At 69.6% G+C, this 26162-nt stretch carries 22 protein-coding genes; 11 read left to right on the top strand and 11 right to left on the bottom strand.

Features of this window, described 5'->3' with window-relative positions:
* Positions 1-38: 38 nt before the first annotated feature.
* From BLT59_RS18650 to BLT59_RS18630, 5 genes are all read left to right on the top strand, one after another.
* Positions 39-1067: an alpha/beta fold hydrolase gene (locus BLT59_RS18650; RefSeq protein ID WP_091783556.1), complete on the top strand. Its 1029-nt coding sequence runs from the start codon at positions 39-41 to the stop codon at positions 1065-1067.
* Between the two features lie 117 nt (positions 1068-1184).
* Positions 1185-1622 carry a GlcG/HbpS family heme-binding protein gene (locus BLT59_RS18645; RefSeq protein WP_091783553.1) on the top strand — a complete coding sequence of 146 codons (438 nt, stop codon included), beginning with the start codon at positions 1185-1187 and terminating at the stop codon, positions 1620-1622.
* Positions 1623-1624: 2 nt separating this feature from the next.
* Positions 1625-3211: a peptide ABC transporter substrate-binding protein gene (locus BLT59_RS18640; protein WP_091783551.1), complete on the top strand. Its 1587-nt coding sequence runs from the start codon at positions 1625-1627 to the stop codon at positions 3209-3211.
* Positions 3208-4131: an ABC transporter permease gene (locus tag BLT59_RS18635; RefSeq protein ID WP_091783547.1), complete on the top strand. Its 924-nt coding sequence runs from the start codon at positions 3208-3210 to the stop codon at positions 4129-4131. The genes BLT59_RS18640 and BLT59_RS18635 overlap by 4 nt, the downstream gene beginning before the upstream one ends.
* Entirely contained in the window at positions 4128-5225 is a 1098-nt protein-coding gene (locus BLT59_RS18630) for an ABC transporter permease (protein ID WP_244514048.1), read from the top strand. The genes BLT59_RS18635 and BLT59_RS18630 overlap by 4 nt, the downstream gene beginning before the upstream one ends.
* A 24-nt stretch (positions 5226-5249) precedes the next feature.
* On the opposite strand, the gene BLT59_RS18625 is transcribed toward BLT59_RS18630, so the two are convergent.
* From BLT59_RS18625 to ugpC, 6 genes are all read right to left on the bottom strand, one after another.
* Complete coding sequence (locus BLT59_RS18625) at positions 5250-6206, bottom strand: D-2-hydroxyacid dehydrogenase family protein (protein WP_175544058.1); 957 nt, start codon at positions 6204-6206, stop codon at positions 5250-5252.
* Between the two features lie 68 nt (positions 6207-6274).
* Positions 6275-7903: a dihydroxyacetone kinase subunit DhaK gene (locus BLT59_RS18620; RefSeq protein ID WP_091783544.1), complete on the bottom strand. Its 1629-nt coding sequence runs from the start codon at positions 7901-7903 to the stop codon at positions 6275-6277.
* Positions 7904-8024: 121 nt separating this feature from the next.
* A complete protein-coding gene (locus BLT59_RS18615) occupies positions 8025-8870 on the bottom strand; it encodes a carbohydrate ABC transporter permease (RefSeq protein WP_234082978.1) in 846 nt (281 codons plus the stop codon).
* Positions 8871-8959: 89 nt separating this feature from the next.
* Positions 8960-9916, bottom strand: coding sequence for a carbohydrate ABC transporter permease (locus BLT59_RS18610; RefSeq protein ID WP_091783542.1), 957 nt, complete (start codon positions 9914-9916; stop codon positions 8960-8962).
* Positions 9917-9939: 23 nt separating this feature from the next.
* Complete coding sequence (locus BLT59_RS18605) at positions 9940-11250, bottom strand: ABC transporter substrate-binding protein (RefSeq protein WP_091783539.1); 1311 nt, start codon at positions 11248-11250, stop codon at positions 9940-9942.
* Between the two features lie 69 nt (positions 11251-11319).
* A complete protein-coding gene (ugpC, locus tag BLT59_RS18600) occupies positions 11320-12381 on the bottom strand; it encodes an ABC transporter ATP-binding protein (protein WP_091783536.1) in 1062 nt (353 codons plus the stop codon).
* A gap of 317 nt (positions 12382-12698) precedes the next feature.
* Between ugpC and BLT59_RS18595 the strand changes: the two genes are divergently transcribed.
* From BLT59_RS18595 to BLT59_RS18585, 3 genes are read left to right on the top strand one after another with little or no spacing between them, the layout of a single operon-like run.
* Complete coding sequence (locus tag BLT59_RS18595; protein WP_091783533.1) at positions 12699-13892, top strand: fumarylacetoacetate hydrolase family protein; 1194 nt, start codon at positions 12699-12701, stop codon at positions 13890-13892.
* Positions 13893-13943: 51 nt separating this feature from the next.
* The gene (locus BLT59_RS18590) at positions 13944-15320 is read left to right on the top strand and encodes an FAD-binding oxidoreductase (RefSeq protein ID WP_091783530.1); all 1377 of its coding nucleotides are present in this window, start codon (positions 13944-13946) and stop codon (positions 15318-15320) included.
* A gap of 11 nt (positions 15321-15331) precedes the next feature.
* On the top strand, positions 15332-15613 hold the full coding sequence (locus BLT59_RS18585) for a DUF167 family protein (RefSeq protein ID WP_091783527.1): 282 nt from the start codon (positions 15332-15334) through the stop codon (positions 15611-15613).
* A gap of 193 nt (positions 15614-15806) precedes the next feature.
* On the opposite strand, the gene BLT59_RS18580 is transcribed toward BLT59_RS18585, so the two are convergent.
* The 5 genes from BLT59_RS18580 to BLT59_RS18560 are packed head-to-tail and all read right to left on the bottom strand — an operon-like array spanning position 15807 to position 22374.
* Positions 15807-16736 (bottom strand): 3,5-dioxohexanoate:acetyl-CoA acetone transferase, encoded by a 930-nt coding sequence (locus BLT59_RS18580; protein WP_091783524.1) that lies wholly within the window; start codon positions 16734-16736, stop codon positions 15807-15809.
* 2 nt (positions 16737-16738) lie between these two features.
* Positions 16739-17662, bottom strand: a complete 924-nt coding sequence (locus BLT59_RS18575) for a 3-hydroxyacyl-CoA dehydrogenase (RefSeq protein WP_091783522.1) — start codon at positions 17660-17662, stop codon at positions 16739-16741.
* Complete coding sequence (locus BLT59_RS18570; RefSeq protein ID WP_091783520.1) at positions 17659-20217, bottom strand: branched-chain amino acid ABC transporter ATP-binding protein/permease; 2559 nt, start codon at positions 20215-20217, stop codon at positions 17659-17661. Before BLT59_RS18570 ends, BLT59_RS18575 begins: the two co-directional genes overlap by 4 nt.
* A gap of 14 nt (positions 20218-20231) precedes the next feature.
* A complete protein-coding gene (locus BLT59_RS18565) occupies positions 20232-21107 on the bottom strand; it encodes a branched-chain amino acid ABC transporter permease (RefSeq protein ID WP_091783518.1) in 876 nt (291 codons plus the stop codon).
* 7 nt (positions 21108-21114) lie between these two features.
* The gene (locus BLT59_RS18560) at positions 21115-22374 is read right to left on the bottom strand and encodes an ABC transporter substrate-binding protein (RefSeq protein ID WP_091783516.1); all 1260 of its coding nucleotides are present in this window, start codon (positions 22372-22374) and stop codon (positions 21115-21117) included.
* 119 nt (positions 22375-22493) lie between these two features.
* Here BLT59_RS18560 and BLT59_RS18555 point away from each other — a divergent pair, with 119 nt between their 5' ends.
* From BLT59_RS18555 to BLT59_RS18545, 3 genes are all read left to right on the top strand, one after another.
* Positions 22494-23207 (top strand): GntR family transcriptional regulator, encoded by a 714-nt coding sequence (locus BLT59_RS18555; protein WP_091783514.1) that lies wholly within the window; start codon positions 22494-22496, stop codon positions 23205-23207.
* Between the two features lie 2 nt (positions 23208-23209).
* Positions 23210-23977: an SDR family oxidoreductase gene (locus tag BLT59_RS18550; RefSeq protein WP_091783512.1), complete on the top strand. Its 768-nt coding sequence runs from the start codon at positions 23210-23212 to the stop codon at positions 23975-23977.
* Positions 23978-24130: 153 nt separating this feature from the next.
* A complete protein-coding gene (locus BLT59_RS18545) occupies positions 24131-25936 on the top strand; it encodes an IlvD/Edd family dehydratase (RefSeq protein ID WP_091783510.1) in 1806 nt (601 codons plus the stop codon).
* Positions 25937-26162 lie beyond the last annotated feature (226 nt).

The following is a 26162-nucleotide window of genomic DNA, read 5'->3' as shown; positions in this document are numbered from 1 at the left end:
ACGGCCCGCCGTAGCGGGATGGACGACGAGGTGTTCCGATGGGTTCCCTGTCCCGCCATCGCACCGGTCTTACTGCGACCGCGGCGGCCCTGACGCTCGTCGGCTCGGCCGCGGCCCTGGTCGGCTGGAGCGCGCTCGCGGTGAACCGGCGGATGACCCTGCCGTCCGCCCTGCCAGGCCGGCACGAGCGGCTCCGGACCCGCCGCGCCGGCGCGCTCTCGCTCTATGGGTCCGTCGAGGCCGTGGGCGTGCCGCTCCTGCTGATTCACTCGATCAACGCGGCGGCGAATGCCTACGAGGTCCGGCCGCTGTACCTGCACTACCGCGGAACGCGCCCGGTCTACGCTCTGGACCTGCCGGGTTTCGGCTTCTCGGAGCGCTCGCGCCGCCGCTACACGCCGCGCCTGATGGTGGAGGCGATCCACGCGGCGGTCGACGAGATCCGGAGCCGCCACGGCGGCTGGGCGATCGACGCCCTGGCGCTGTCGCTCTCGGCTTCGTTCCTCGCGCGGGCGAGCCTGGAACGGCCCGACGCCTATCGCAGCCTCGCGCTGATCAGCCCGACCGGATTCGACGCGCGGCTCTCCGGGGAAGGGCCGCCGGACGGCCATCGCGGCCGCGAGTGGCTGCGCCGCGTCCTCGACCGCCCTCCCCTGGGGCGACCGCTCTTCGACGCCCTGGTGACGCGGCCGAGCATGCGATTCTTCCTGGGGAAAACCTTCGGCTCGTCCGACATCGACGAGGGGCTGCTCGCATACGATTACGCCTCGGCCCATCAGCCCGGCGCCGAGCACGCCCCATTCTGCTTCATCGCGGGCCACCTGTTCCCCACCGACGCGACGCGCCTCTACGAGCGCCTGCGCCTGCCGGTCTGGATGGTGCACGGCGTGCGCGGCGACTTCGTCGACTACAGGCTCGTGCCGCGGGTCGCCGATCGGCCCAACTGGCGCGTCGAGACACTCCCGACCGGCGCGTTCCCGCATTTCGAGCAGCCGGAGGCGGTCGCGTCCGGCTACGACGCTTTCCTGGCGAGCATCATTCGTCTGCCGGCGGCGCGACCGGCGTGACTCGGTAACGCGGCCACCCGGGGTCGTCGGACAGGCTGATGGGCGTCGGTGGACCCGTCGCGCCCCTGTCCGTAAGAATAGGGTCGCCGCCCGGAGCGGCGTCCGTGTTGGAATCCGATGATCGACCTGACCCTCGAGGCCGCCCGCACCGTCGTCGACACCGCCCTGCGGGAGGCTCGGACCCGCACGCTCAAGCCCCTCGCCGTCGTCGTCTACGATGCCCGCGGCGCGCTCAAGGCGGTCGCGGTCGAGGACGGCACGTCCCTGCGCCGCGCCGAGATCGCGAGCGGTAAGGCCAACGGCGCCCTGGCGCTGGGCCTCGGCTCCCGGGCGATCCACGCGCGGGCGGAGCAGCAGCCCTACTTCGTCGCCGCCGTCACCCACCTTGCCGGCCCCGCCGCCCTCGTGCCGGTGCCGGGCGGCGTGCTGATCCGCTCCGGCGACGGACGTCTCCTCGGCGCGGTCGGCATCTCCGGCGACACCTCCGACAACGACGAGATCTGCGCGGTCGCCGGAATCGAGGCGGCCGGCCTGAAGCCGGACACCGGCGCCTGACCGTGCGCCCGCGCCGGCGCGACTGGTTGGCCGGCGCGATCGCCCTCGCGGCCGTGCGGCCCGCCCGCGCGGCCGACGCACTCTACCGCCGCGGCAACGACGCCGATCCCGAGACCCTGGACCCGCACCGCTCGTCCACGGTCGCGGAGGCGCACATCTTGCGCGACCTCTGCGACGGGCTTCTCACCTACGACAACCGCGGCACGATCATCCCGGGCGCGGCGCGCGCCTGGTCGGTCTCCGAGGACGGAATGAGCCTGCATTTCGACCTGCGCGCCGACGGCCGCTGGTCGAACGGCGAGCCGGTCACCGCGGAGGATTTCGTCTACGCGTTCCGCCGGATGCTCGACCCGGCCACGGCCGCGAAATACGCCGAGATCCTGTTCCCGATCCGCGACGCCGCCGCGGTGAACCGCGGCGAGAAGCCGGCCGACGCCCTCGGCGTCGCCGCGGAGTCGCCGCTCCGACTCGCGATCAGCCTCGAGCAGCCGACGCCCTACATCCTGGAACTCCTGACCCATCAGACCGCCCTGCCGGTCCACCGGGCCTCGGTCGAGCGCTACGGCGACAGCTTCACCCGGCCCGGCAACCTCGTGACCAACGGGCCGTACCGGCTCGCCGACCGCGTGCCGGGCGGCGCCATCACGCTGGAGGCCAACCCGCACCATCCCGATGCGGCGAGCCTCGCGATCCGGCGCGTCGCCTTCCTGCCGACGCCCGACATCGCCGCGTCGGTGCGCCGCTACGCCGCCGGCGAGATCGACTCGCTCTCCGACCTGCCGGTCGACCAGATCGCCGACCTGCGTCGCCGCTTCGGGCCGCAGGTGGTGCTCGGCCCGTCGCTGGGGCTCGCGGCGCTGGTGGTGAACACCCGCAAGGCGCCGTTCTCGGACCGGCGGGTCCGCCGGGCGCTGTCGCTCGTCATCGACCGCGAATACCTCGCCGACGGGCTCAACGGCGGGACCATGAGCCCGGCCTACTCCCTGTGCCCGCAGGGCCTCGACAATTACCGCACGCCCCCCGAGACCGAGGGCCGCCTCGGCCTGCCGATCGACCACGAGGCGGAGGCGCGCCGGCTGCTCGCGGAGGCGGGATTCGGACCGGACCGGCCGCTCACCGTGGAATACCGGTTCAACATCAGCGACAACAACCGCACCATCGCGGTGGCGATCGGCGAGATGTGGCGCGACCTCGGGATCGTGACCCGCTTCGTCTACACGGACGCGAAGACGCATTTCGCCTACCTGCGCGACGGCGGCCACTTCGACGTCGCCCGCTACAGCTGGATCGCCGACTACTCCGATCCGCAGAACTTCCTGTTTCTGCTCCAGAGCGGGAATGACGGCATGAATGCCGGCCATTGGTCGGATGCCGCCTACGACGCCTTGATGACGCGAGCCGCCACCGAGCGCGACCTCACCCGCCGGGCCGGCCTGCTCTACGACGCGGAGGCGATCGCCCTGCGCGAGCTGCCCTGGATCCCGCTGATGCACTACCGCTCGAAGGCGCTGATCGCGCCGCGGCTGCACGGCTACCATCCGAACCTGCGTAACGCCGCGCCGACCCGCTTCATGAGGCTCGACGCGTGATCCGCTTCATCCTGCGCCGCCTCCTCCAGGCGGTGCCGACGCTGCTCGCCGTGGTGACGGTGAGCTTCTTCCTGATGCGGCTCGCCCCGGGCGGACCGTTCGACCTGGAGCGGCCGCTGGCGCCCGCCGCCATGGAGAACCTGCGCCGGGTCTACGGCCTCGACCGGCCGCTGCTCGCGCAGTTCGGGAGCTACCTCGCGGCGCTGGCGCGGGGCGATCTGGGGCCGTCCTTCTCCTTCCGCGACCAGAACGTCCTCGACCTGATCGCTCGGGGCCTGCCGGTCTCCGCGACGCTGGGCGCGCTCGCGCTCGGGCTGGCCACGGTGCTCGGGGTCGGGCTCGGGATCGCGGCGGCGCTCCGTCGCGGCGGATTCGTGGACCGGCTGCTGGGCTTCGGCGCCGCCCTGACCCTCTCGCTGCCGAGCTTCGTGGTCGCGCCCCTGCTCCAGATCGCCTTCGGGCTGACCCTGCGCTGGCTGCCGCTCGGCGGCTGGGGCGACGGCGCCCCGAGCCACCTGATCCTGCCCGTCGTCACGCTGGCCCTGCCGCAGGTCGGCGCGCTCGCCCGGCTCACCCGCGCCTCGCTGGCCGAGGCCCTGCGGACGCAGCCGGTCCGCACCATGCGCAGCCTCGGCCTGCCGCCGGCCCGCGTCACCCGGCACGCTCTGCGCGGGGCGCTGCTGCCGGTTGTGGCCTATCTCGGGCCGCTCGCGGCGGCTTTGCTCACCGGCTCGGTGGTGGTGGAGACCATCTTCGGATTGCCGGGGATCGGCCGCTACTTCGTCGAGGGCGCGCTCAATCGCGACTACACGCTGGTGATGGGCACGGTCCTGCTCGTGGCCGGGCTGGTGATCCTGCTCAACCTCGCCGCCGACCTCGCCTGCGCGTGGCTCGACCCGCGCCTCAGGATGGCGGCGTGACGGCGACCCGATCGGTGCCGGGGCCGGCCCGGCGCGCCGTCCTCCGGTTCGCCCGGGAACGAACCGCCGTGGTGGCGCTCGCCGTGCTGATCCTGATCGCCCTCGCCTGCCTGGTCGGCCCGGGCCTCACCGGCCACGATCCCGAGCGCGCCTATCCGGACCTGCGCCAGCTCCCGGCCGGCCTCACCGCGCAGCCCGACGCCGAGCGTCTCCGGCCGGCGCTCGAGCGTCTGGCCTTCCGGATGCGCGCGCGGCTCGACGCCGTCGAGCGCGACGGCGACACAATGCGGCTCACCCTGGCGTCCGACGCGGGTGTCGATCGGCGCAGCCTCGTCTACCTGCCGCGCTCGGCCCTGTTCGGAACGCCCGTCGTCGTGGACGAGCGGGACGGCGGCCTCGTCGTCGCGGTACCGATCCGGCGCCTCCACTTCCCCCTCGGCACCGACATCCAGGGCCGGGACCTGCTGACCCGCTGCCTCGTCGCCGGCCGGATCTCGCTGGCGATCGGGCTCGCGGCCAGTCTCGTCGCCCTGCTTATCGGCGTCGCCTACGGCGCCACGGCGGGCTTCGTCGGGGGCGCCGTCGATGCCGCGATGATGCGCGGCGTCGACGTGCTGTACGCCCTGCCCTTCGTGTTCTTCGTGATCCTGCTGCTGGTGTTCTTCCGCCCGAGCCTGCTGCTCATGCTGGTGGCGATCGCCGCAGTGGAGTGGCTTGACATGGCCCGGGTCGTGCGCGCCGTGACCCTGTCGCTGCGCGAGCGCGACTTCGTCCGCGCCGCGCGGGCGCTCGGCCTCGGGACGCCGCGCATCCTCCTCCACCACATCGTGCCCAACACCCTCGGCCCGGTGACGGTGACGGCCACGCTGCTGGTGCCACAGGTGATCCTGCTGGAGAGCTTCCTGTCGTTCCTCGGGCTCGGCGTTCAGGAGCCGCAGACCAGCTGGGGCGTCCTGATCGCCGAGGGCGCCCGCTCCATCGAGGCGGCGCCCCACCTGCTCGCGGCCCCGGCCGCCTTCCTGATCGCGACGCTGGTGGCGCTCAACCTGATCGGCGACGGGCTCGCCGACGCGCTGGATCCCCGCGGGGACTGAGCCTGCGGTCGGGCCCGCGCGACGTCAGCCCAGGCGCCGGATCGGGGCGCCGGCGAGCCAGGTCTCGATGTCCTCGACCGCCTGGGTGAAGAAGGTCCGGTAGTTGTTGCGCGAGACGTAGCCGAGATGCGGCAGCGCCAGCACGTTCGGCAGGCGGCGGAACGGGCTGTCGGCCGGCAGCGGCTCGGTCTCGAAGACGTCGAGGCCCGCGCCGGCGATCCATCCCTCTTCCAGCGCCCGCACCAGCGCGGTCTGATCGACGATCGGTGCGCGGGAGGTGTTCACCAGGAAGGCGTCGCGGCGCATGCGGCGCAGCTCGGCCGAACCGAGGAGGCCGCGCGTCCGGTCGCCCAGCACGAGGTGGATCGTGACGACATCGCTCGCCTCCAGCAGCGCCTCCTTCGAGGCCGCCCGCTCGACACCGGCGGCGGAGGCGCGGGCCTCGTCGAGATTCGGGCTCCAGGCCATCACCCGCATGCCGAAGGCGCGCCCGATCTCGGCCACCCGCGTCCCGATCTTGCCGAGGCCGAAAATTCCGAGGGTCGCGCCCGCGAGGTCGGTGCCGATCGTGCTCTGCCAGGGACCGCCCGCGCGCAGGGTCCCGCTCTCCGACGCCACGTGGCGGGCGAGGCCGAGGATCAGCGCCCAGGTCAGCTCCGTCGGCGGCGTCGGGCTCGAATCGGTGCCGCAGACGATAACGTTGCGCGCCTTGGCCGCCGCCAGGTCGATGGCGAGGTTGCGCATGCCGCTGGTGACGAGCAGTTCCAGCCGCGGCAGCCGCTCCAGCAGCGCCGCCGGGAACGGTGTCCGCTCGCGCATGATCACGAGGATCTCGGCCTGCGCGATCCGCGCCACGAGGTCGTCACGGTCCGGGATGTGCTGGCCGATCGCGGAGACGGCGACGCGGTCGGAGAGGCGCGCCCAGTCTGCCAGGGCGAGGGCCGCCTGCTGGTAATCGTCGAGGATCAGGCAGGTGCGCATGGGTGTGGGTAGGCCTCGGTGAGCGGAGCGTCAACGGAGGCCGCGCGACGACGCGCGGCGCCCGGTTCCTAGGCCCCGGCCAGAGCCGCGAACGCCGCCGCGACGCCGGCGGCGCCGGGATCCTGGACGCCGGCGAGGTCCCCGGCCGCCAGGTAACTGGAGCGGCCCGCACCGGCGCGATCCATGCGCGCCGTGGCCTCGGCACCGGCCCGGGCGGCCGCCGCGGCGGCCGCGAGGTCGCCGCTCCTCAGAGCCGCGACGGCGGGGATCAGGGCGTCGAGGAGGGTGCGGTCGCCGGCCTGGGCGCCTCCGTAGCCCTGCACGCGCGCCACGCCCTGCCCGAGCGCCTCGGGCCAGGGGGCGCCGTCCGCGAGGGCCGAGGCCGTCGCGGCGAAGAAGATCGAGCCGAGCACGCCGCTCGATCCACCCACGGCGCGGCCGATCCGCTCGGCCAGCGCCCGGCACAGCGCGGCCGGGTCGGCCTGCGGCAACCGGTCGAGATCGGCCTGGACGGCGCGGGCCGCCCCGGCGAAGGTCGTGCCGGCGTCGCCGTCGCCGACCTTGGCATCGAGGCCGTTGAGGGCATCCTCGGACACGATCAGGGCCTGTGCGACGGTCCGGATCCGCGCGGCTGTGACGGAATCGTGCGACGGCGTGAAGGTCTCGCCCGCGAGCCCCTCGGGCAGCTCTCGCAGGATCGGCGGCTGAATCCGGACGGCCATGGGCCAGGCCGGGACCGGAACAGGCTCCGACAGGGCGCGCTCCAGCGCGTCGTCGAGCGGCAGGACCGACAGCGAGGCGCCGTGCATGTCCAGCGCCGTCATCAGCGGGGCGGGCCCGAGCAGCAGGCGGACGCGCCGACCCAGATCGGTCGCAAGCACCGCCCGGGTGAGGGTCTGCATCTCCAGGGCGGAGGCGGAGCCGAGATTGTTCACGAGCAGCGCCAGCCGGTCGGCACCCGTGACGGCCTGCGCGAGACGCTCGGCCATCATTCGGGCGAGATCGCTGGCCTTCGGCAGGGTGATGCGTTCCGCGCCGGGCTCGCCGTGGATGCCGAGGCCGAGCTCGGCCTGCCCCTCCACCAGCCGCTCGCTGCGCGGCGAGCCGGGGATCGTACAGGTGGAGACGGCGATGCCGAGCGACTTCGCCGCCCCGGCCGCCCGGCGGGCGAGCGCCGCCACGGTCTCGAGCGGTTCTCCGGCCGCCGCGGCGTGACCGGCCACCTTGTGCACGAACAGCGTTCCGGCGACGCCGCGGGGCTGCTTGGCGTCCGGAAGGGCGATGTCGTCGGAGACGATCACGGTCTCGATCCTGTGGCCCAGCGCCCGGGCGCGCTCGGCGGCGAGGCCGAAATTCAGCCGGTCGCCCGCGTAGTTCTTGATGACGAGCAGGCACCCGGCCGGTCCGGTCACCGCCAGGATTCCGGCCAGCACCGCGTCGACGCTCGGCGAGGCGAAGACGTCGCCGCAGACGGCTGCGCTCAGCAGACCCGGCCCGACGAAGCCGGCATGGGCCGGCTCGTGACCGGATCCGCCGCCGGAGACCACTGCGACCGTCCCGGGTTCCGGGACGGCGCGGAGGACGACGCGTATGCCCGGGTCGCCGTCGAGCCGCGCCAGGCGTCCGCCGCTCGCGGCGACGAGGCCGTCGAGGGCATCGTTGACCAGGGTGGAACGGGCGTCGATGAAATGGGCCATGGCGTGACCTTCGATGGGCCGGTCCGCGATTCTCAGCTGGCGGATCCGCGCGCATTGTCCGCGCAATCCGGCCGCACAGGCAACGGCCGTGTTCCGGCGCCCGCGCGCGAACTGGCCGCCGTTACTCCTTCACGGCGCCAGTGAGCGCGGACACGTAGTACTCGACGAAGAACGAGTAGAGGATCACCAGCGGTAGCGAGCCGAGAAGCGCGCCGGCCATCAGCGAGCCCCACTTGTAGACGTCACCGTCCACGAACTCGCTCACCACCGCGATCGGCACCGTCTTGTTCTGCGTCGAGGACAGGAAGGTCAGCGCGTAGATGAATTCGTTCCAGCACAGCGTCAGCGAGAAGATCCCGGCCGAGATCAGCCCCGGGAAGGCGAGCGGCAGGATGATCTTGGTGAGGATCTGCCACCGGCTGGCGCCGTCCATCAGCGCGCATTCCTCCAGCTCGTAGGGAATGGTCTTGAAGTAGCCCATCAGGAGCCAGGTCGAGAACGGGATCAGGATCGTCGGGTAGGCCAGGATCAGGGCGATCGGCGAGTCGAACAGGCCGTAGGCCTGGATGATCGTTGCGAGCGGGATGAACAGGATCGAGGGCGGCACGAGGTAGGCGAGAAAGATCGCCGCTCCGACCCAGCCGGCGCCCCGGTAGCGCACGCGGACGCAGGCATAGGCGGCGAGCACGCTCGCGAACAGCGACAGCACGGTCGCCGCCACCGACACGTACATCGTGTTCCAGAGCCAGCGCGGATACTGCGTCTCGAAGAGGAGCTTGTTGATGTGCTTGAGCGTCGGATCCACGACCCAGAACGGGTTGAACCGCTCCATGTCGATCAGCTGCTCGTCTGGTTTGATGGCGGTGAGCGCCATCCAGTAGAACGGGAACAGCAGCACGGCGAGGATGAGGAGGAGCGGCAGATACGTCGTCACGAGCCGCCGGGGCAGGCGCTCGAGATAGGCCATCCCCTCCGAATTGTCCGTGAGCCCCGCCGGCCGCGCCTCCAACACGGAGTTGAGATGCGGATCGGCGTGGGCGGGCGGTGCGGGCGCGCTCATCGGTCGTTCCCCCCGGACTGCCAAGCCCTGCGCTGCAGGCCGAACCACGAGATGCCGATGGCCGCGAGCAGGAACGGCACCATGGCGGTGGCGATGGCCGCGCCCTCGCCGAGCGTCCCCGAGAGGATGCCGCGCTGATACGAGAGGGTCGCCATCAGGTGCGTGGCGTTCACCGGTCCGCCGCGCGTCATCGCCCAGATCAGCTGGAAGTCGGTGAAGGTGAACAGCACCGAGAAGGTCATCACCACGGCGATGATCGGGGTCAGGAGCGGCAGGGTGATCCGCGAGAAGATCTGCCAGTTGGAGGCGCCGTCGAGCGTCGCGGCCTCGTAGAGCGAGGGCGAGACCGTCTGCAGGCCGGCGAGCAGCGTGATGGCGATGAACGGCACGCCCCGCCAGATGTTGGCGAAGATCACGCAGGCCCGCGCCATGGCGGGCTCGCCGAGGAAGTCGATGTTGCCGTCGATCACCCCGAGATGGCGCAGCGACCAGGAGATGATCGAGAACTGGCTGTCGAAGATCCACCAGAAGGCGATGGCCGACAGCACGGTCGGCACCACGAACGGGATCAGAACGATCGACCGGATGATCGACTTGAACGGCATGTTCTTGTTGAGCAGCAGCGCGAGGTAGAGGCCGACCCCGAACTTCACCACGGACGCCACCGCCGTGTAGAGGCAGGTGTTGAACACCGAGAGCCAGAAGACGTCGTCGTCCCAGAGCCACTCGTAGTTCTCGAGACCGACGAAGACGCCGTCGCGGCCGATCCGCGCGTTGGTGAAGGACAGCCAGATGCCCTTCAGCAGCGGGTAGGCCAGGAACAACCCGAGGATCAACGCCGTCGGCAGCATGAACCAGAACCCCGCCCAGCCGCGGCTCGCGCGCATGCGCTGCCAAGCCGAGCGGGTCGGGATTGCGGCCGGGGCGGGCTGCGTCAGGGCCGTGTGCGCCATGGTCTCGCCTCCGGCGGGTGCGGTCAGGTGTTCCGGAAGATCCGGGTGGCGGCGCGCTCGGCGTTCTTGATGGCGCCCTTCACGTCTTCGCGGCCGGTGCAGTGGGACGCGAACATGTCGACGATCACGAAGTCGGCCAGCACCGCGGCGATGCGCTCGCTCACCGGCGCGAGACCACCGGCAGCCAGGGAGCGGCGACCCGCCTCGGCGAAGACCGCATTCTTCGGGTCGTTCGTCCAGATCGGGTTCTTGGGATAGTTCGACAGCGGCTCGCAGAGGTAGCCCTGCGCCGCCTCCAGCCAGGGATTGTAGTTCGCCGCCTCCATCATGAAGGCGATGAACGCCTTACAGGCGTTGGGCACCTTGGAGTATTTGAAGGCCAGGATCGGGAAGGCGAGCTGGAACTCGGTGGGCTTGCCGGCCGGCCCGATCGGCCACACCGCGTGGTCCATGTCCTCGGCGAGCTTCGGGTTGTCCTTCTTGGCGGCGGCGTAGATCGAGATGCCGTTGTTGGTGAGGTACAGGTCGCCCGCCAGGAATGCCTTGTTGTTCGAAGAGTCGTTCCACGACACTGTGCCGGGCACGAAGGTCTCGTACAGGGATTTCACGTATTCGAGCGCCTTCGCGGTCTCGGGCGAGTTGATCACGATCTTCTCGTTGGCGTCTACGAGGTTGCCGCCGTGGGACCAGAGCGCCCAGTGACACCACGTGTTGCCGTCGCCGGTGGCGTGGCCGAGGGCGAAGCCGGCCGGCGTGTTGTTCTTCTTCAGGCCGCGGCACAGCTCGAGGAAGCCTGCCGTGTCGGTCGGGAACTTGTCGAAACCGGCCTTCTTCATCGCGGAGATGCGGTAGTTCGGATAGCCGCCGTTGAACGCTACGGGGATCGCGATCCACTTGCCCTTGACCTTGCCGTAAGCCTCGGCGGACGGGAACCAGGGGCCGTACTTCTTGGCGAGGGACTCGGCCACATCTTCCAGCGGCAGGCACTTGTCGGGGAACAGGGCGGGGAACGAGAACAGGCCCCAGACCATGTCGGGCCCCTGCCCGGTATTGGCGGCCACCGACGCCTTGGGCTGGATGTCGTCAAAGGATTCGTTGGTCACCGTGACCTTGACGCCGGTCGCCTTGGTGAAGGCGTCGACCATCTTCATGAAAGCTTCGTCCTCGCTCGGCACGAAGCGCTTCCAGCGCAGCAGCGAGAGACTGGCGCCTGGCTCGGGTTTCCACTCGGTGCTCTGCGCCCAGGCCCGGGCGAAGCCCAGGAGGTCGCCGCCGGCGGCGAGGCCGGTCGCGGCGGCGCCTGCGAGGAGGGAACGGCGATCGAGTACGGACATCGTAGGCTACTCCCTCGGTGATCACGGTGTCGGCGGGCGCTCCGCCTCCTGCAGCCGCTCGGGCGCGGGTCAGTTGGCCAAGCGACGGCCGCTCTCGGCGTCGAAGAAATGCACGCGGTTCGGCCGCAGGGAGACGGTCTCACCCGGGCGTTCGCTGACGCGCTCGCGCAGAACGCAGGTGAGATCCTGGCCAACGGCACGCACCGCCAGCATGGTCTCCGAGCCGGTCGGCTCTACGACCACCACCTCGGCGGCGATGCCGTCGGACGCGAGATCGAAATGCTCGGGCCGGATTCCCAGGATAAGGGGCCTGTCCTCGACGCCGGCCGGCGCGCCGGCCAGCGGGATTGTCAGGCCCGTCTCGGTGGCGAAGACGAGGCGCCCGTTCGCCCGGACCTTGCCGGGCACGAAGTTCATGGCGGGTGAGCCGATGAAGCCCGCGACGAACAGGTTGTCGGGCCGGTCGTAGAGTTCGAGGGGCGGCCCGATCTGTTCGACGATCCCGTCATGCATCACAACGATCCGGTCGGCCATGGTCATGGCCTCGATCTGATCGTGTGTGACGTAGATGGTCGTCGTCTTCAGTCGCTGATGGAGTTCCTTGATCTCGGTCCGCATGGCAACGCGCAGCTTGGCGTCGAGGTTCGAGAGCGGCTCGTCGAACAGGAACACCTGCGGGTCGCGGACGATCGCCCGGCCCATGGCGACGCGCTGGCGCTGGCCACCCGAGAGCTGGCGCGGGTAGCGGTCGAGCAGGTGGGTGAGGCCAAGGATCTGCGCGGCCTTGTTGACCCGCAGGTCGATCTCGGATGCGGGAGCCTTCCGGATCCGCATCGAGAAGGCCATGTTCTCGCGGACCGTGAGATGCGGGTAGAGCGCGTAGTTCTGGAACACCATGGCGATGTCCCGCTCCTTGGGCGGAACATCGTTCACCACCCGCTCGCCGATGCGGATCTCGCCGCCGGAAATATTTTCCAGCCCGGCGATCATCCGCAGCAGAGTCGACTTTCCGCAGCCCGATGGGCCGACCAGGATCACGAATTCACCGTCACGGATGTCAACGGAGACACCGTGCAGGACGTTCGTCGATCCGAAAGCCTTGCGAACCTCGCGGATTCCCACCGAGGCCATGCTTCCTCCCGATCAAGGCCACTCTGTCGGTGGCTCTAGAACATCAGTACAAAGGAGGGTGTGCAGGAAAGCAAGCGGGCGCCACGGCGAAGCTGCAGATAATCTTCAATTTGTCAGGCAAACCGTTTCGGAGGGGTGACGGGGCCGGCGCGCTGAAACACGCCGCGGGATTATGCGCAGCCCGGGATGCTATGGGACCGCGATCCCGCGCCGATGCTGGGACGACGAATCGATTGCGCCGCGCGGGGCCGCCTCTGGGGGGACTGCGGGGTCAGAGCAGGGCGCGCCGCGGGCGTAGATTCAGGGGAAGTGAGCGCATGTCGTCATCGGGCCTGACCGCGCGGGAGATCCTGCCCGCCGATGGATGTCGCGGAGCCCTCGTGGGCCGCGTGTGGCGGCCGGACGTGTCCGGCCCGAGCGTCGTGGCGATCCGCGCGAATGCGGCGGGCGCGGCTCAGGTCATCGACGTCACTGCGACGTTTCCCACGGTCAGCGACCTGTGCGAAGCCCGTGATCCCGGACAAGCCCTGCGGAGTGCCGAAGGCGCGGATCTCGGCAGCCTCGATGCGATTCTGGCGAACACGCCGCCCGACGGGCGCGATACCGCAGGGCCATGGCTCCTCGCCCCAGTTGACCTGCAGGCCCTGAAGGCGGCGGGCGTCACCTTCGCCACGTCGATGCTGGAGCGCGTGATCGAGGAGCGTGCCCGCGGCGATCTTGCCGCTGCTGCGGCGATCCGGGCCGAAGTCGAGCGCCTCGTCGGCCGGGACCTGCGCCGGTTGAAGCCCGGTTCGGCCGAGGCCATGGCGCTCAAGGAGGTGCTGGTCGCGCAGGGAGCCTGGAGCCAGTACCTGGAAGTCGGCATCGGCCCGGATGCGGAGATCTTCACCAAGGCTCAGCCGCTCTCGGCGGTTGGCTGCGGGGCGGATGCGGGCCTTCATCCCGACTCGCACTGGAACAATCCGGAGCCCGAGGTGGCGCTCGCCGTCGCCTCGGACCAGCGCATCGTCGGCGCCACGCTCGCCAACGACGTGAATCTCCGCGACTTCGAGGGCCGGTCGGCGCTCCTCCTCGGCAAGGCCAAGGACAACAACGCCTCGTGCGCCCTCGGACCGTTCCTGCGGCTGTTCGACGACACCTTCGGCCTCGACGACGTCCGGCATACCACCGTCACTCTGGAGGTCACCGGCACGGACGGGTTCCGACTGGAGGGCACTTCGCCGCTCGCCGAGATCAGCCGCGACCCGGAGGAATTGGCGGAGGCCCTCATGGGGCGGACCCACAATTACCCGGACGGCGCCCTCCTCCTCCTCGGAACGATGTTCGCGCCGATCCAGGATCGGCACGGGCCCGGCCTCGGCTTCACCCATGCGGATGGCGACAGGGTGGTGGTGGCGAGCCCGGAACTCGGCAGCCTCGTCAACCGCATGCGCCCCTGCGACGCCTGCGAGCCCTGGACGTTCGGTGCCCGGGCGTTGATGCGTAACCTCGCGGCGCGCGGAATTCTGTGACAGAGCGTCGGGCGGAGCGCCGCCCGACGTGGCACCCCGGACACTTTTGAGATGATGCCGATGACCGACGCCGCCTTCCTCGACCGCCTCGCCGCGATCGTCGGACCGTCGGGCCTCGTCACCGGCGACGAGCTGCGCGGGCGCTCGGCCAATTGGACGCGGCCGACCGAGCCCTGCGCCGCCCTGGCACTAGTCCGGCCGCGCGACACCGCCGAGACCAGCGCCGTCATGGCGGCGTGCCACGAAGCCGGTGTCGCAGTCGTTCCTCGTGGCGGCGCCACCGGCCTCGTCGACGGCACCCTCTGCGCGCCGGACGAGATCACCCTCTCCACGGAACGCATGACCGGTATCGACCCTGTGGACCCGCTGGGCATGACGGTGGTGGTCGGCACCGGTGCCACCATCGAGAGCGTTCAGGATGCGGCTTCGGCCGCGGGCCTCTTCTTCCCCCTCGACCTCGGCGCCCGCGGCTCGGCGACGATTGGCGGTGCGATCTCAACCAATGCGGGCGGTTTGCGCGTCCTGCGCTACGGCATGATGCGCGAGATGGTACTCGGACTGGAGGCCGTGCTCGCGGACGGCACCGTGGTCTCGTCCATGCGCCCGCTGATCAAGAACAACACCGGGCTGGATCTGAAACAGCTCTTCGTCGGCACCGAGGGGACGCTGGGCCTCGTCACGCGGGCGGTGCTGCGGCTGCGTCCGGAGCCCGCCGGTTACGCCACCGCGCTGATCGCCTGTCCGGGCGTGGACGACGGCGCGCGGGTGCTGCGCGCGGCGCAGAGTGCCTTCCAGGGGCGCGTGTCGTCGTTCGAGGGGCTTTGGCCGGACTTCTACCGGCTGATGACGGCGCCCGGGCGCGCGACGCCGCCGCTCGGACACGACTATCCGTTCTACGCGATTATCGAGGTCGAGTGCGTCACCGAGGAGGCCGACCGCTTCCTTGGTCTGCTGGAGGGATTGATGGGCGACGGCACCATCCTCGACGCCGCCATCGCCTCGTCGGAGGAGCAGCGTCGGGGCATGTGGCGCATTCGCGACCGCGTGGAGCATCTTAACACCGACGGCATTGAGCGGGCGTTCGATGTCAGCGTGCCGCTGTCCAAGATGGACGGCTACGTCCGCGGGGCGCTCGACCGCCTCGCCGCGATCCCAGGCTGCCGTGCGGTCGTCTACGGCCACATCGGCGACAACAACCTGCACTGGAACACGACCCGCCTCGACGCCTCCGGCAACGCCGCCATTGACGCGGCGATCTACACACCGCTCGCGGAGCTGAACGGCTCCGTCTCGGCGGAGCACGGGATCGGTCTTGAGAAGCGGGGCAAGCTGTCGCTGTCGCGCTCGCCGGAGGAGATCGCTGCGATGCGGCTGGTCAAGCGGGCGCTGGATCCCGACAACCGGTTGAACCCGGGCAAGATCTTCTGAGCTTTCTTGAGGTGGCGATCCGGCTGGCAATCCGCCTGACGCCCCGCGGCGGGCGTGACGCGATCGAGGGTTGGGCCCGCGACGAGAAGGGCCAGTTCTACCTGAAGGCCCGTGTCTCGGCTCCACCGGTGGACGGGACCGCGAACGCGGCGCTGGTGGTGATGATCGCGAAGGCGCTCAAAACCAGCCGCGGCGCGGTCCGGATCGCCTCCGGTGATCAGAGTCGGTTGAAGATCCTGGAGATCGAGGGCGTCGCGCAGGCGGATCTGGAGCGGGTCTTCGGCCAGCCTTGAATGAGGCGCAGTGATCTCGACCGTCTCTGCGTGCTGAGCGAAACAATCCGGGGCGGCATGATCTTCGATGTCGCGCAACACCGGGTTGCTTCGCTCCGCTCGCGCGGATGGACGGGTGCATGAACGTAAGCAGACCTTGGACGATGCGTCCCATCATCGCGACCCATCGTCCATCTTTTACAAGACGGCGCCTCTAGAACGCGACCTTGTCGCCCCCCTTCAGCGCCAGCATCTCGCGCGCCTCGTCGGGCGACGCCACGGACAGGCCCAGCCCCTCGATGATCGAACGGACGCGGCGTACCTGAGCGGCGTTGGTCTCCGCGAGCTTGCCCGGCCCGTCCCAGAGGCTATCCTCCAGACCGACACGGACATTGCCGCCCATCGCGGCCGCCATGGCGGCGATGTTCATCTGATTGCGGCCCGCCCCCAGCACAGACCAGCGGTACTGGTCGCCGAACAGCCGATCGGCAGTGCGCTTCATGTGCATCACGTCGTCCGGATGGGCGCCGATGCCGCCCTGTAGGCCGAACACCGTCTGGATGAACAGCGGCGCCTGCACGAGGCCACGGTCGAAAAAATATTTCAGGTTGTAGAGATGCGCGGTGTCGTAGCACTCGAACTCGAACCGCGTCCCGTTGGGGCCGCACGTGGTGAGGATGTGCTCGATCTGCCCAAATGTGTTGCGGAAGATGATGTCCTTATTGCCGAGGTAGTCGCGCTCCCACTGGTGCTTCAGATCCTTGAAGCGGTCGAGCATTCCGAACAAGCCGAAATTCATCGAGCCGAGATTCAGCGAGGCGACTTCAGGCTGGAAGGTCGCAGCCGGGCGCACCCGCTCCTCGATCGGCATGGTCGGCGCGCCGCCGGTGGTGATATTCACTACGCAGGAGGAGCGCTGCTTGATCACCGGCAGGAACTTGGCGAAGGCCTCCGGCGACTGGTCGGGCTGGCCGTTCTCGGGGTTGCGGGCGTGCAGGTGCACGATGGCGGCGCCCGCCTCGGCGGCGCCGATGGCGGCGTCGGCGATCTCCTCGGGGGTCACTGGGAGATGCGGCGACATGCTGGGCGTGTGGATCGCGCCCGTCACCGCGCAGGTGATGATGACTTTCCGCTGTGAGGCCATGCTCAGTCCTTCTGTGAAGCCTTGTGCGCCCGTAAAGCCGCCAGCCGCGCGTCGCGGCGGTTCATGCGGGCGGGCAGGTCGGCGGGGGCCTGCCAGTTCGCCAGGATCGCCTCGGTGGCCGGCGCCTCGTAAACGCTCGGCGGCGCCGGATCGGCGGCGAGACTCTTGTAGAAGCCCGTGTAGCGCCCGCAGTAATCTGCGATGCCGCCCGGCGCATTCAGCTCAATCGTCTCGAACGGGCCCATGAAGCTCCAGCGCAGGCCGAGCCCGTCCGAGACGGTCTTGTCGAGATCCTGCGGGGTCACGTAGCCCTCGGACGCGAGACGGAACGCTTCCGCCAGCAGGGCGCCCTGCAGCCGGTTGAGGATGAAGCCCTCGATCTCCTTGAGCACGGTGATCGGCACCTGGCCGATACGCTCGTAGATCCCCCTTGCGCGCGATAGGACGTCCGGTGCGGTCCAGGGGGCGCCGGAGATCTCCACCAGCGGGATCAGGTGGGGCGGGTTCACCGGGTGGCCGATCAGGCAACGTGCCCGGCCCGGCAGGCTCTCGGTGAACAGGGAGCAGCGGATCGCCGAGGAGGAGGACGCGATGATCGCGTCTTGCGGCGCCTGGGCGTCGAGTTCTGCGAAGAGGCTTCGTTTCACGTCGAGCCGCTCCGGGCCGTTCTCCTGCACGAAGGTGACGCCGCCTAGGGCGACGGCGAGATTCGGCGCAGCCTTGATGCGGCGCGCGGCGCCCTCCGGATCGGGGCAGAGGCCGTTTTCCGCCAGCGTCCGCAGGCCCTCGGCGCAGAGCGGCACGGCGGCATCGGCGACGCCTTCGGCGGCATCGAACAGGCGCACGTCCCAGCCGGCGCGGGCAAAGATCATCGCCCAGGCCCGGCCGATCAGGCCGGCGCCGACGATCGCGACGCTCTCGGTCATAGCCAAAGCACCTTTCGCCTGAGGTCTTGATCCTCGCGCAGGTGGCGCGATTCTCCCGTCCACTGCACGCTGCCCCGCTCCAGCGCCACGGTGCGGTCGGAGAGCGCCAAAGCGAGGTCGAGGTGGTGATCCACCAGAATGATCGCGATCTCCCGGCGCAGACGGTCGAAGGCCTCGAACAGCTCCTCCGTCACCGCCGGCGACAGGCCTTCGAACGGCTCGTCGAGGAGGAGGAGCCGGGTGTCGCCCGACAGGGCGCGCGCCACCGCCACCATCTGCTGCTCGCCGCCCGAGAGGCGCGCGGCATCGACGTTCCATCGTTCCTTGAGCCGCGGGAAGAACTCCAAGACCTTGTCTTCGTCCCAGTGGATCCCGGCACCGGTGAGCCGCCGCAGTCGGCCGAGGCCGAGATTCTCGGCGACGCTCATGCCTGCGAACAGCGCCCGGCCTTGCGGCACGTAGCCGATGCCGAGACGGGCGATCCGGTCCGGCGACAGACCGGCGATGTTCTTGCCGCCGAGCACGATGCGGCCGGCGGCCGGCGGCGCGGTGCCGATCAAGGTCTTCAGCAGCGTCGACTTGCCGGCGCCGTTGCGGCCGAGCAAGGCCACGACCTCGCCGCGACGCACCCCGAGGTTCACCCCGTTGAGGATGTGCGACTTGCCATAGAAGGTGTCGACATCCTCCATGGCGAGCAGGGACTCGGCCTCAGCGGCACTGGTACGGGGCTTCGCAGCGATCGCCGCAGCGCCGGAGCCCAGATAGACCGCCTGCACGCGGGCGTCGTCCCGGGCGTCGGCGACCGATCCGTCGACGAGCACGGCGCCGTCGGCCATCACGGTGACCCGGTCGGCGAGGCGGAACACGCGGTCGATATCATGCTCCACCAGCAGCACCGGGATATCGGCCGACAGCGCCTTGATCAGGTCGCCGACGCGCTCGCGCTCGGCTGCGGCGAGGCCGGCCAGGGGCTCGTCGAGGAGGAGCACGCGGGGGCGGGTCGCCAGCGCCAGCCCCATATCGAGGAGCCGCTGGCCTCCGTAGGACAGGCTGCCGGCCTCGGCCCGCTCGATGCCGGCGAGGCCGGTCCAGCGCAGCAGTTCGGCGGTGTCGTCTGTGACCTCGCGGATCGAAAGGGCATCCCGCCAGGGGCTGAAATGCGCCGCGTGCCGCGCCTGGACCGCAAGACGGATATTTTCCTCCACCGACAAGCCCGGGAACAGGTTGGTGATCTGGAACGAGCGGCCAAGGCCGGCCCGCGTGATCGCGTGCGGCTCGAGGCCCGCGATCTCGCGCCCGTCGAGGCGGATGCTGCCGCCGCTCGGTCGGAACATCCCGGAGAGCAGGTTGAAAGCCGTGGTCTTGCCGGCGCCGTTCGGACCGATCAGGGCGTGCAGCGTCCGGTCGGCCACCGCGAAGGACACGCCGCGCACCGCCGCCACGGGGCCGAAGCTCTTCCTGATATCGTCGGCGACAAGGACCGGTCCCTCGGTGCGCCCCTCCGCGATGAAGCGTGCCGGGACCCGCCCCGACGCGCCGGCCCGGCGCGCCGACATGGCGGCGCCTTCGGCGGGGACTCTCCGGAAGGGCTTCAGCAGCCGCGCCACGATGCCGACGAGCCCGTCCGGCGAGAAGACGATGAAGGCGACGAAGAGAAGGCCGAAATAGAGCAGCCAGTCGGCCGTGTAGATCGACAGGAACTCGCGGAACAGAATGTAGAACAGGGCGCCGAGCGCCGGCCCGAGGAACGAGCGCATCCCGCCGATCACCACCATGGCGAGCAATTCGCCCGAGAACGCGATGGAGATCGGGTCGGCCGATGTGAAGCGATGGCTGTAGGCGGAGAGCGCGCCGGCGAGCCCGGTGATCGTCGCCGAGATCACGAAGGCCGCGAGCTTGTAGCGGTTGGTGGCGTAGCCCAGGAAGCCGGCGCGCTGCTCGTTCTCGCGGATGGCCACGAGCACACTACCCATCGGCGAGCGGCGGAAGCGCCACAACCCGACCAGCACAACGAAGGCGATGCCTGACACCGCGGCGTAGTAGGCGCCCGGCTCCTGAAGCGTCGCCCAGCGGTGCAGGTTGCCGATGCCGTTCTCGCCGCCGGTCAGGTCGGTCCAGCGGAACGCGATGGCGTAAAGCATCGCCGTGAAGGCCAGCGTCAACAGCGAGAAGTAGACGCCCCGTCGCCGAAGGATCAGCCCGCCGGCCACCACGGCCGCGAGCGCGCTGATCGCCAGCGCGCCGATCAGCGGCAGCGCCATGTCGCCCGGGAACAGCCGGGTCTGGAGGATCGCCACCGCGTAGGCGCCGATGCCGAACCACGCGCCGTGCCCGAACGAGGTCAGGCCGGTCCAGCCGACCAGGATGTTGAGACCCAGCACGGCCAGGGCGAAGATCACCACGTCGGTGGCGGTGATCAGTGTCAGGCCGATCGCGTCGAGAGCGAAGGGCAGGACGATGAGGGCGGCCAGAGCCGCCCAGAGCTGGCGGCTCTCGCGCAGGATCAGGCCGCGCTGCGGCAGGGCGAGCGGCAGCGGCTCGGCGGTTCCGGACATGGGACGCTCTCCGCTCACTCGAACCGGGCGATGTGCTCGCCGAACAGGCCGCGCGGGCGCAGCATCAGGACCAGCACCATGAGGGCGTAGACGGCCGCCTCCGTGGCCGGCGGATAGGCGTAGGCGGTCAGGCCCCGGACGACGCCCACGATCAGCGCGGCGAACACCACACCCCAGAAGGACCCGAGGCCGCCGATCACCACCACCACGAAGGCGAAGGTGAGGATCTCGGCACCCATAGCCGGATGGACACCGGTCACCGGCGCCATCATGGTCCCGGCGAGGGCGGCGAGCCCGACCGCGATCGTCACAACCGCGGTCATGTAGGGCCGGAGCGAGATCCCCAGTGCCGCGACCATGTCGGGGTTCTGCACGCCGGCCCGGACCACGCGGCCGAAGCTCGTGCGGGTCAGGAGTAGCCACAGGCACGCGACGCAGGCCAGCGCCACCACCAGGATCGAGAGCCGATAGCGCGAGTAGATCAGGTCGCCGATGAAGACTTGCCCGCGCAGCCACGGCGGGATTCCGAACGGCACAGGCGCCGCCCCGAAGGCCATCCGCAGCGCCTGCTCGGCTACCATGGCGAGCCCGAAGGTGAGCAGCAATGCGAGCGTCGGGTCGCCCCGGTAGAAGCGCCGCAGCAGGAAGCGCTCGATGAGGAGGCCGAGCACGCCGACTACCAGGGGTGAGGCGACCAGCGCGCCGCCGAAGCCAATTGTTGGCGTCAGCAGCACCGTCAGGTAGGCGCCGATCGCGTAGAACGCGCCGTGAGCGAGATTCACGATCCCGCCCAGGCTGAAGATCAGCGACAGGCCGAGAGCGATCAGCAGGTATTGGACGCCGATCAGCAGGCCGTTGAGCACCTGCTCCAGGATAAAGACGAGCTGCATCGCCGCCTCACACCGGGAACGTGCAGGCGTTCTCTTCGCGCGTCGTGGCGAGCACTTCCAGGCTCTCATCGGGACCGGGCAGCGGCCCGGTCGAGGAGAAGATGTCGTAGGGATTCTTGACCTGATCGGCCGGCAGGGCCGTGATCGCGAACATCTCCTGCATCAGCTCGTGGTCCCAGGGGCGGAAATAGCCCTCACGGACCTTGGCGATGTCGAACTTGGCGCCGGATTCCAGGTGCTCCACGACCTTGATCGACTCGGTCGTCTTCAGCTCGTTCATGGATTGGGCGACGATCTTCATCGCCGTATAGTCACCCCAGCCCTGGTTCTCCGGCGGCTTCTTGTACTTGGCCTTGAAGGCCGCCACGAACTTCTTGGCCGAGGGCGAGTCGATCTGGTGATGCCAGATCACCGGCCACGTGCCGAGGAAGTTGCCGGGCCCCGCGCCCCAGGCGAGCGCCGTGTCGAAGCCGAACCCGGCGACGGGGAAAGGCAGCCCGAACTCACTGAACTGCTTGAGGAAGTTGGTGATCTGCGCTCCCGCAAGATTGCAGATTACGAGGTCCGGCTTAGCTTGGCGAAGCTTCAACAGGAACGGCGAGAAATCCGTGAGTTCGGTCGGGATCAGATCTTCGCCCACCAGGGTCGCGTCGTGCGCAGCGAAGTACTTCTTCGCCTGCTTCAGCAGGTCGTGGCCGAAGGCGTAGTCGGCGGTGAGCGCGTAGACCTTCCGGCCCTTGATCAGCCCGCGATCGAGAAGGGCCCGTCCGCAGGCGCGCACCATCATGGTGTTCTGCGCTTCGACGTGGAACATGAAGCGCTTGCAATCGGACCCGCGCAGGGCGTCCGAATTGGCTCCGGTGTTGATGAACAGGACCTTTTCGCGCTGCGCCACCTGGCTGATGGCCAGCGCAGAGGCCGAATTGATCTCGCCGACGAGGCAGGCGACGCGGTCGCGCTGGATCATGCGTTCGGCCTTGGCCGACGCGGTCTGCGGGTTGACGCTGTCCTCGGACAGCAACTCGACCTTCCGTCCCGCGATGCCGCCGGTGGCATTGATTTCCTCGATGGCCAGTTGAGCCGCCTGCATGGCGAACTCGCCGAGCGGACCGAGGAAGCCCGTGCGCGGCGTCAGATGGCCGATGCGGATCACATCCGACTGCCCCTGCGAAAGGGCCGGGCTGGCCAAAGCCGGCGCGAGCAGCGCGGCACCACCGGCTCTCAGAAGGCTGCGGCGAGAAAGGGAATCCCCAAACCGGTCCGTCATCGTTCCGCTCCCGTACGTTTCCTCAAGCCGGGTTGTTGTCACGGGCTCTGGCGGCCCTCACCCAAACTGTGATCACAGATCACTAGCGCGATAGTGCCAGTTCCGTCTAGTGTCGGCATATGAATTCCACCTCAGCCCTGGCTGAACTGCCCCAGCTCGAACGGCGGACCCTGTCCGAAACGGTCTACGAGGCTCTGGCAGACCTCCTTGCTTCCGGGCGGTTGGCACCGGGCGACCGCCTTTCCCTGCGCCAGAGCGCGGCGGCACTGGGCGTCTCGGTGATGCCGGTCCGCGAGGCGGTCAGCCGCCTTGCAGCGGACGGCGTGTTGGAAGTGGCCCCGAACCGGGTGATCCGGGTACCGGTCATGAGTGCGGCCGCCTTCCGCGCATTGGCCGAGACCCGCATCGCGGTGGAGGGGATTGCGGTCGCCCGTGCCGCCGAGCGTCGGACGGCCGAGGAGCTTGCGACGATCCGGCGTGCCGAGGCGGCATTCCGGGCGGAGGCCGAGGCGACGAAACCAGACAGGACCCGCGCCGTTCAGCTCAATCGCGACCTGCATTTCGCGATCTATGGCGCCTGCGGCCTCGGTCCACTGCAGGAGATCATCGCCCGACTCTGGCTGAAGGCCGGTCCGGTCATCAACCTGGACCTGCGCGTCCATCCGGAGCGGCTGCTCCAGGGTTTCGCGCTGCGGCGACACGCTGAGGCTCTGGCGGCCATTGAGGATCGCGATGCCGCCGCCGCCGCTGCCGCCATCGCGGCGGACATTCGCGAGGCCGCCGAGTTCATCATGGACCGCGGTGGTTTGCGGGACACTCAGGAAGAGGATTGAGCATGGAGCTAGGGATTGCCGGCCTGCGTGTTCTGGTGACGGCGGGCGCCGCCGGGATCGGCCGCGGCATCGTCGAGGCCTTCCTTGAGGAAGGCGCGCGAGTTTTCGCCTGCGACGTCGACGCCGAGGTCTTGGCAGGATTGCCGGCTTCAGTCGGCCGCTGCCGGACCGACGTCGCCGACCGCGACGCGGTCGCCGCGATGATGGACCAAGCCGTCGAGTTCCTGGGCGGCCTCGACGTGCTGGTTAACAATGCCGGTATCGCCGGCCCGACCGGCCGCGTCGAGGAGATCGCTCCCGAGGACTGGGACCGGTGCCTCACCGTGTGCTTGACCAGCCAGTTCAACTGCGCGCGCTTGGCGGTCCCGTTTCTGCGCCAGAGTGCGAATGCCTCGATCGTCAATCTGTCCTCGGCTGCCGGCAAGTTCGGCTTCGCTCTCCGCAGTCCCTACGCGGCGGCCAAATGGGGCGTCATCGGCTTCACCAAGTCGCTCGCCATCGAACTCGGCGGGGCCGGCATTCGGGTAAACGCAATCCTGCCGGGTCTCGTGGCGGGCGACCGTCAGCGGCGGGTGCTCGAATCAAAGGCTCAACAGCAGGGCACGAGCTTCGCCGAAATGGAGGCACGCGCCTTCTCGTTCGTCTCGGTCAAGGAATATGTCACCGCCCGGCAACTCGCCGACCAGATCCTGCTGCTCTGCTCGTCCCGCGGCCGGACGATCTCGGGCCAAGCGATCTCCATCGACGGTGACACGCGGATGCTGTCCTGACATCAATCCGACGCGGGAGATGCTGCGGTCTGAACCGCGGCAGAGTAGGTTTCGGGCCCGGTTCTACCGGACTCAGAGCGGTGATGAGATCGGGACGCGCAGGTTGCCGAGGCTCCTGTTTCGATGACGCCCCGAGCATGTGAGGAAGCGACCATGAGCGATCAACGCCGGATGACGCCTGCCGACCTGCGCTCGAAGGCGTGGTTCGATAACCCGCACAATCCGGGCATGACTGCGCTCTACCTCGAGCGCTATCTGAACTACGGGCTGACCCCGGAGGAACTGCGCTCGGGCAAGCCGCTGATCGGGATCGCTCAGACGGGCTCCGACCTGTCGCCCTGCAATCGCCATCATCTGGAACTCGCCAAGCGCGTGCGCGAAGGCATCACGGCCGCCGGCGGCGTTGCGTTCGAGTTTCCGTGCCATCCGATCCAGGAGACCGGCAAGCGGCCCACCGCCTCCCTCGACCGCAACCTCGCCTACCTGTCGCTGGTGGAGGTTCTGTACGGCTATCCGCTCGACGGCGTCGTGTTGCTCACGGGCTGCGACAAGACCATGCCAGCCTGTCTTATGGCCGCCGCGACCGTGAACATCCCCGCAATCTCGCTAAACGTCGGGCCGATGCTGAACGGCTACTTCCAGAAGGAGCTGACCGGGTCCGGGACGATCGTCTGGAAGACCCGCGAGCGCCACGCGGCCGGCGATATCGACTATCAGCAGTTCATGGACATCGTCGGCTCCTCGGCGCCCTCCACGGGCCATTGCAACACGATGGGCACGGCCTCAACGATGAACGCGCTCGCCGAGGCGCTCGGGCTCGCGCTGCCCGGCTCGTCGGCGATTCCCGCCCCCTACCGTGAGCGCGGACAAGCGGCCTACGCCACCGGCCAGCGGATCGTGGAGATGGTCTGGGAGGACCTGAAGCCTTCCGACCTCCTAACCCGGGAAGCCTTCGAGAACGCCATCGTCGCCAACGCCGCGATCGGCGGCTCGACCAACGCACCGATCCACATCAACGCCATCGCCAAGCATATCGGCGTGCCGCTGACCTGCGACGACTGGGAGCGCGTCGGGTTCGAGATCCCGCTCCTGGTGGACATGCAGCCCGCCGGCCGCTGGCTCGGGGAGGAATATTTCCGCGCGGGCGGGCTCCCGGCGGTCTTCGCCGAGCTGATCGAGGCCGGAAAGGTCCACGAGGGCGCGCTGACCTGCAACGGACGGACCGTCGGCGAGAACTACCGTGGGCGGCACAGCTGGAACCGCGACGTGATCCGCGCCTACGGCGCGCCGCTGATGGAGCGCGCGGGCTTCCTGAATCTCAAGGGGAGCCTGTTCGACTCGGCGATCATGAAGACCTGCGTGATCTCCGAGGAGTTCGCCGCCCGCTACTTGCGCAATCCGAACGACCCGATGGCCTTCGAGGGGCGCGTCGTCGTGTTCGACGGGCCGGAGGATTACCACACGCGGATCGACGACCCGGCCCTCGACATCGACGAGACCACCATCCTGATCATGCGGGGGGCCGGTCCGATCGGCTATCCCGGCGCCGCCGAGGTGGTGAACATGCAGCCGCCCGGCGTGCTGATCCGGCGCGGCGTCACGTCCCTGCCCTGCATCGGCGATGGCCGGCAATCCGGCACCTCCGGGACGCCCGCCATCCTGAACGCCTCGCCCGAGGCGGCGGCCGGTGGCGGGCTCGCCCTTTTGCAGACCGGCGATCGGATCCGCGTCGACCTCAACCGCCGGAGCGCCGACATCCTGCTCCCGGCCGAGGAACTCGGCCGCCGGCGCGCGGATCTGGCGACGCGGGGCGGCTACCCGTACCCGGCGACGCAGACGCCCTGGCAGGAGATCTACCGCGATCAGGTCGACCAGCTCGACCAGGGCATGGTGCTCAAGGGCGCGGTGAAGTTCCAGAAGGTCGCGCAGGCGTCCGGCGTGCCGCGGGACAACCACTGAGGCCCGCCAGCGGGGGTCGCCAGTTACGCCTGCCTTGCGCGGCGGAGGCGGTGCCGACGTGTGCCGGTCCTGCCGCGGAGTTGAATCGGGCCGCGCGCTACGCGAGGATCGCGGCGGCCCCACCGGCCGAGCGGCCGCGCAGGGCGTCGCGGGCCCGTTCCCCAGCGTGACATCGCTGCCGGTTTGCTCCGCAGTGAATTTTGAATACATTTCCCGGCGGGTGGGC

Origin of the sequence: Methylobacterium sp. UNC378MF, from assembly GCF_900103195.1 — a bacterium.
In the GTDB taxonomy this organism is placed as follows: Bacteria; Pseudomonadota; Alphaproteobacteria; order Rhizobiales; family Beijerinckiaceae; genus Methylobacterium.
This window is presented reverse-complemented; position numbering and strand designations above follow the sequence as displayed.

Bases quoted from the DNA above. Each gene is read 5' to 3' on its own strand.
- BLT59_RS18650 (WP_091783556.1), top strand. From the start codon at position 39: ATGGGTTCCCTGTCCCGCCATCGCACCGGTCTTACTGCGACCGCGGCG.
- BLT59_RS18645 (WP_091783553.1), top strand. From the start codon at position 1,185: ATGATCGACCTGACCCTCGAGGCCGCCCGCACCGTCGTCGACACCGCC.
- BLT59_RS18625 (WP_175544058.1), bottom strand. From the start codon at position 6,206: ATGCGCACCTGCCTGATCCTCGACGATTACCAGCAGGCGGCCCTCGCC.
- BLT59_RS18620 (WP_091783544.1), bottom strand. From the start codon at position 7,903: ATGGCCCATTTCATCGACGCCCGTTCCACCCTGGTCAACGATGCCCTC.
- BLT59_RS18615 (WP_234082978.1), bottom strand. From the start codon at position 8,870: ATGGCCTATCTCGAGCGCCTGCCCCGGCGGCTCGTGACGACGTATCTG.
- BLT59_RS18610 (WP_091783542.1), bottom strand. From the start codon at position 9,916: ATGGCGCACACGGCCCTGACGCAGCCCGCCCCGGCCGCAATCCCGACC.
- BLT59_RS18605 (WP_091783539.1), bottom strand. From the start codon at position 11,250: ATGTCCGTACTCGATCGCCGTTCCCTCCTCGCAGGCGCCGCCGCGACC.
- ugpC (WP_091783536.1), bottom strand. From the start codon at position 12,381: ATGGCCTCGGTGGGAATCCGCGAGGTTCGCAAGGCTTTCGGATCGACG.
- BLT59_RS18595 (WP_091783533.1), top strand. From the start codon at position 12,699: ATGTCGTCATCGGGCCTGACCGCGCGGGAGATCCTGCCCGCCGATGGA.
- BLT59_RS18590 (WP_091783530.1), top strand. From the start codon at position 13,944: ATGATGCCGATGACCGACGCCGCCTTCCTCGACCGCCTCGCCGCGATC.
- BLT59_RS18580 (WP_091783524.1), bottom strand. From the start codon at position 16,736: ATGGCCTCACAGCGGAAAGTCATCATCACCTGCGCGGTGACGGGCGCG.
- BLT59_RS18575 (WP_091783522.1), bottom strand. From the start codon at position 17,662: ATGACCGAGAGCGTCGCGATCGTCGGCGCCGGCCTGATCGGCCGGGCC.
- BLT59_RS18570 (WP_091783520.1), bottom strand. From the start codon at position 20,217: ATGTCCGGAACCGCCGAGCCGCTGCCGCTCGCCCTGCCGCAGCGCGGC.
- BLT59_RS18565 (WP_091783518.1), bottom strand. From the start codon at position 21,107: ATGCAGCTCGTCTTTATCCTGGAGCAGGTGCTCAACGGCCTGCTGATC.
- BLT59_RS18560 (WP_091783516.1), bottom strand. From the start codon at position 22,374: ATGACGGACCGGTTTGGGGATTCCCTTTCTCGCCGCAGCCTTCTGAGA.
- BLT59_RS18555 (WP_091783514.1), top strand. From the start codon at position 22,494: ATGAATTCCACCTCAGCCCTGGCTGAACTGCCCCAGCTCGAACGGCGG.
- BLT59_RS18550 (WP_091783512.1), top strand. From the start codon at position 23,210: ATGGAGCTAGGGATTGCCGGCCTGCGTGTTCTGGTGACGGCGGGCGCC.
- BLT59_RS18545 (WP_091783510.1), top strand. From the start codon at position 24,131: ATGAGCGATCAACGCCGGATGACGCCTGCCGACCTGCGCTCGAAGGCG.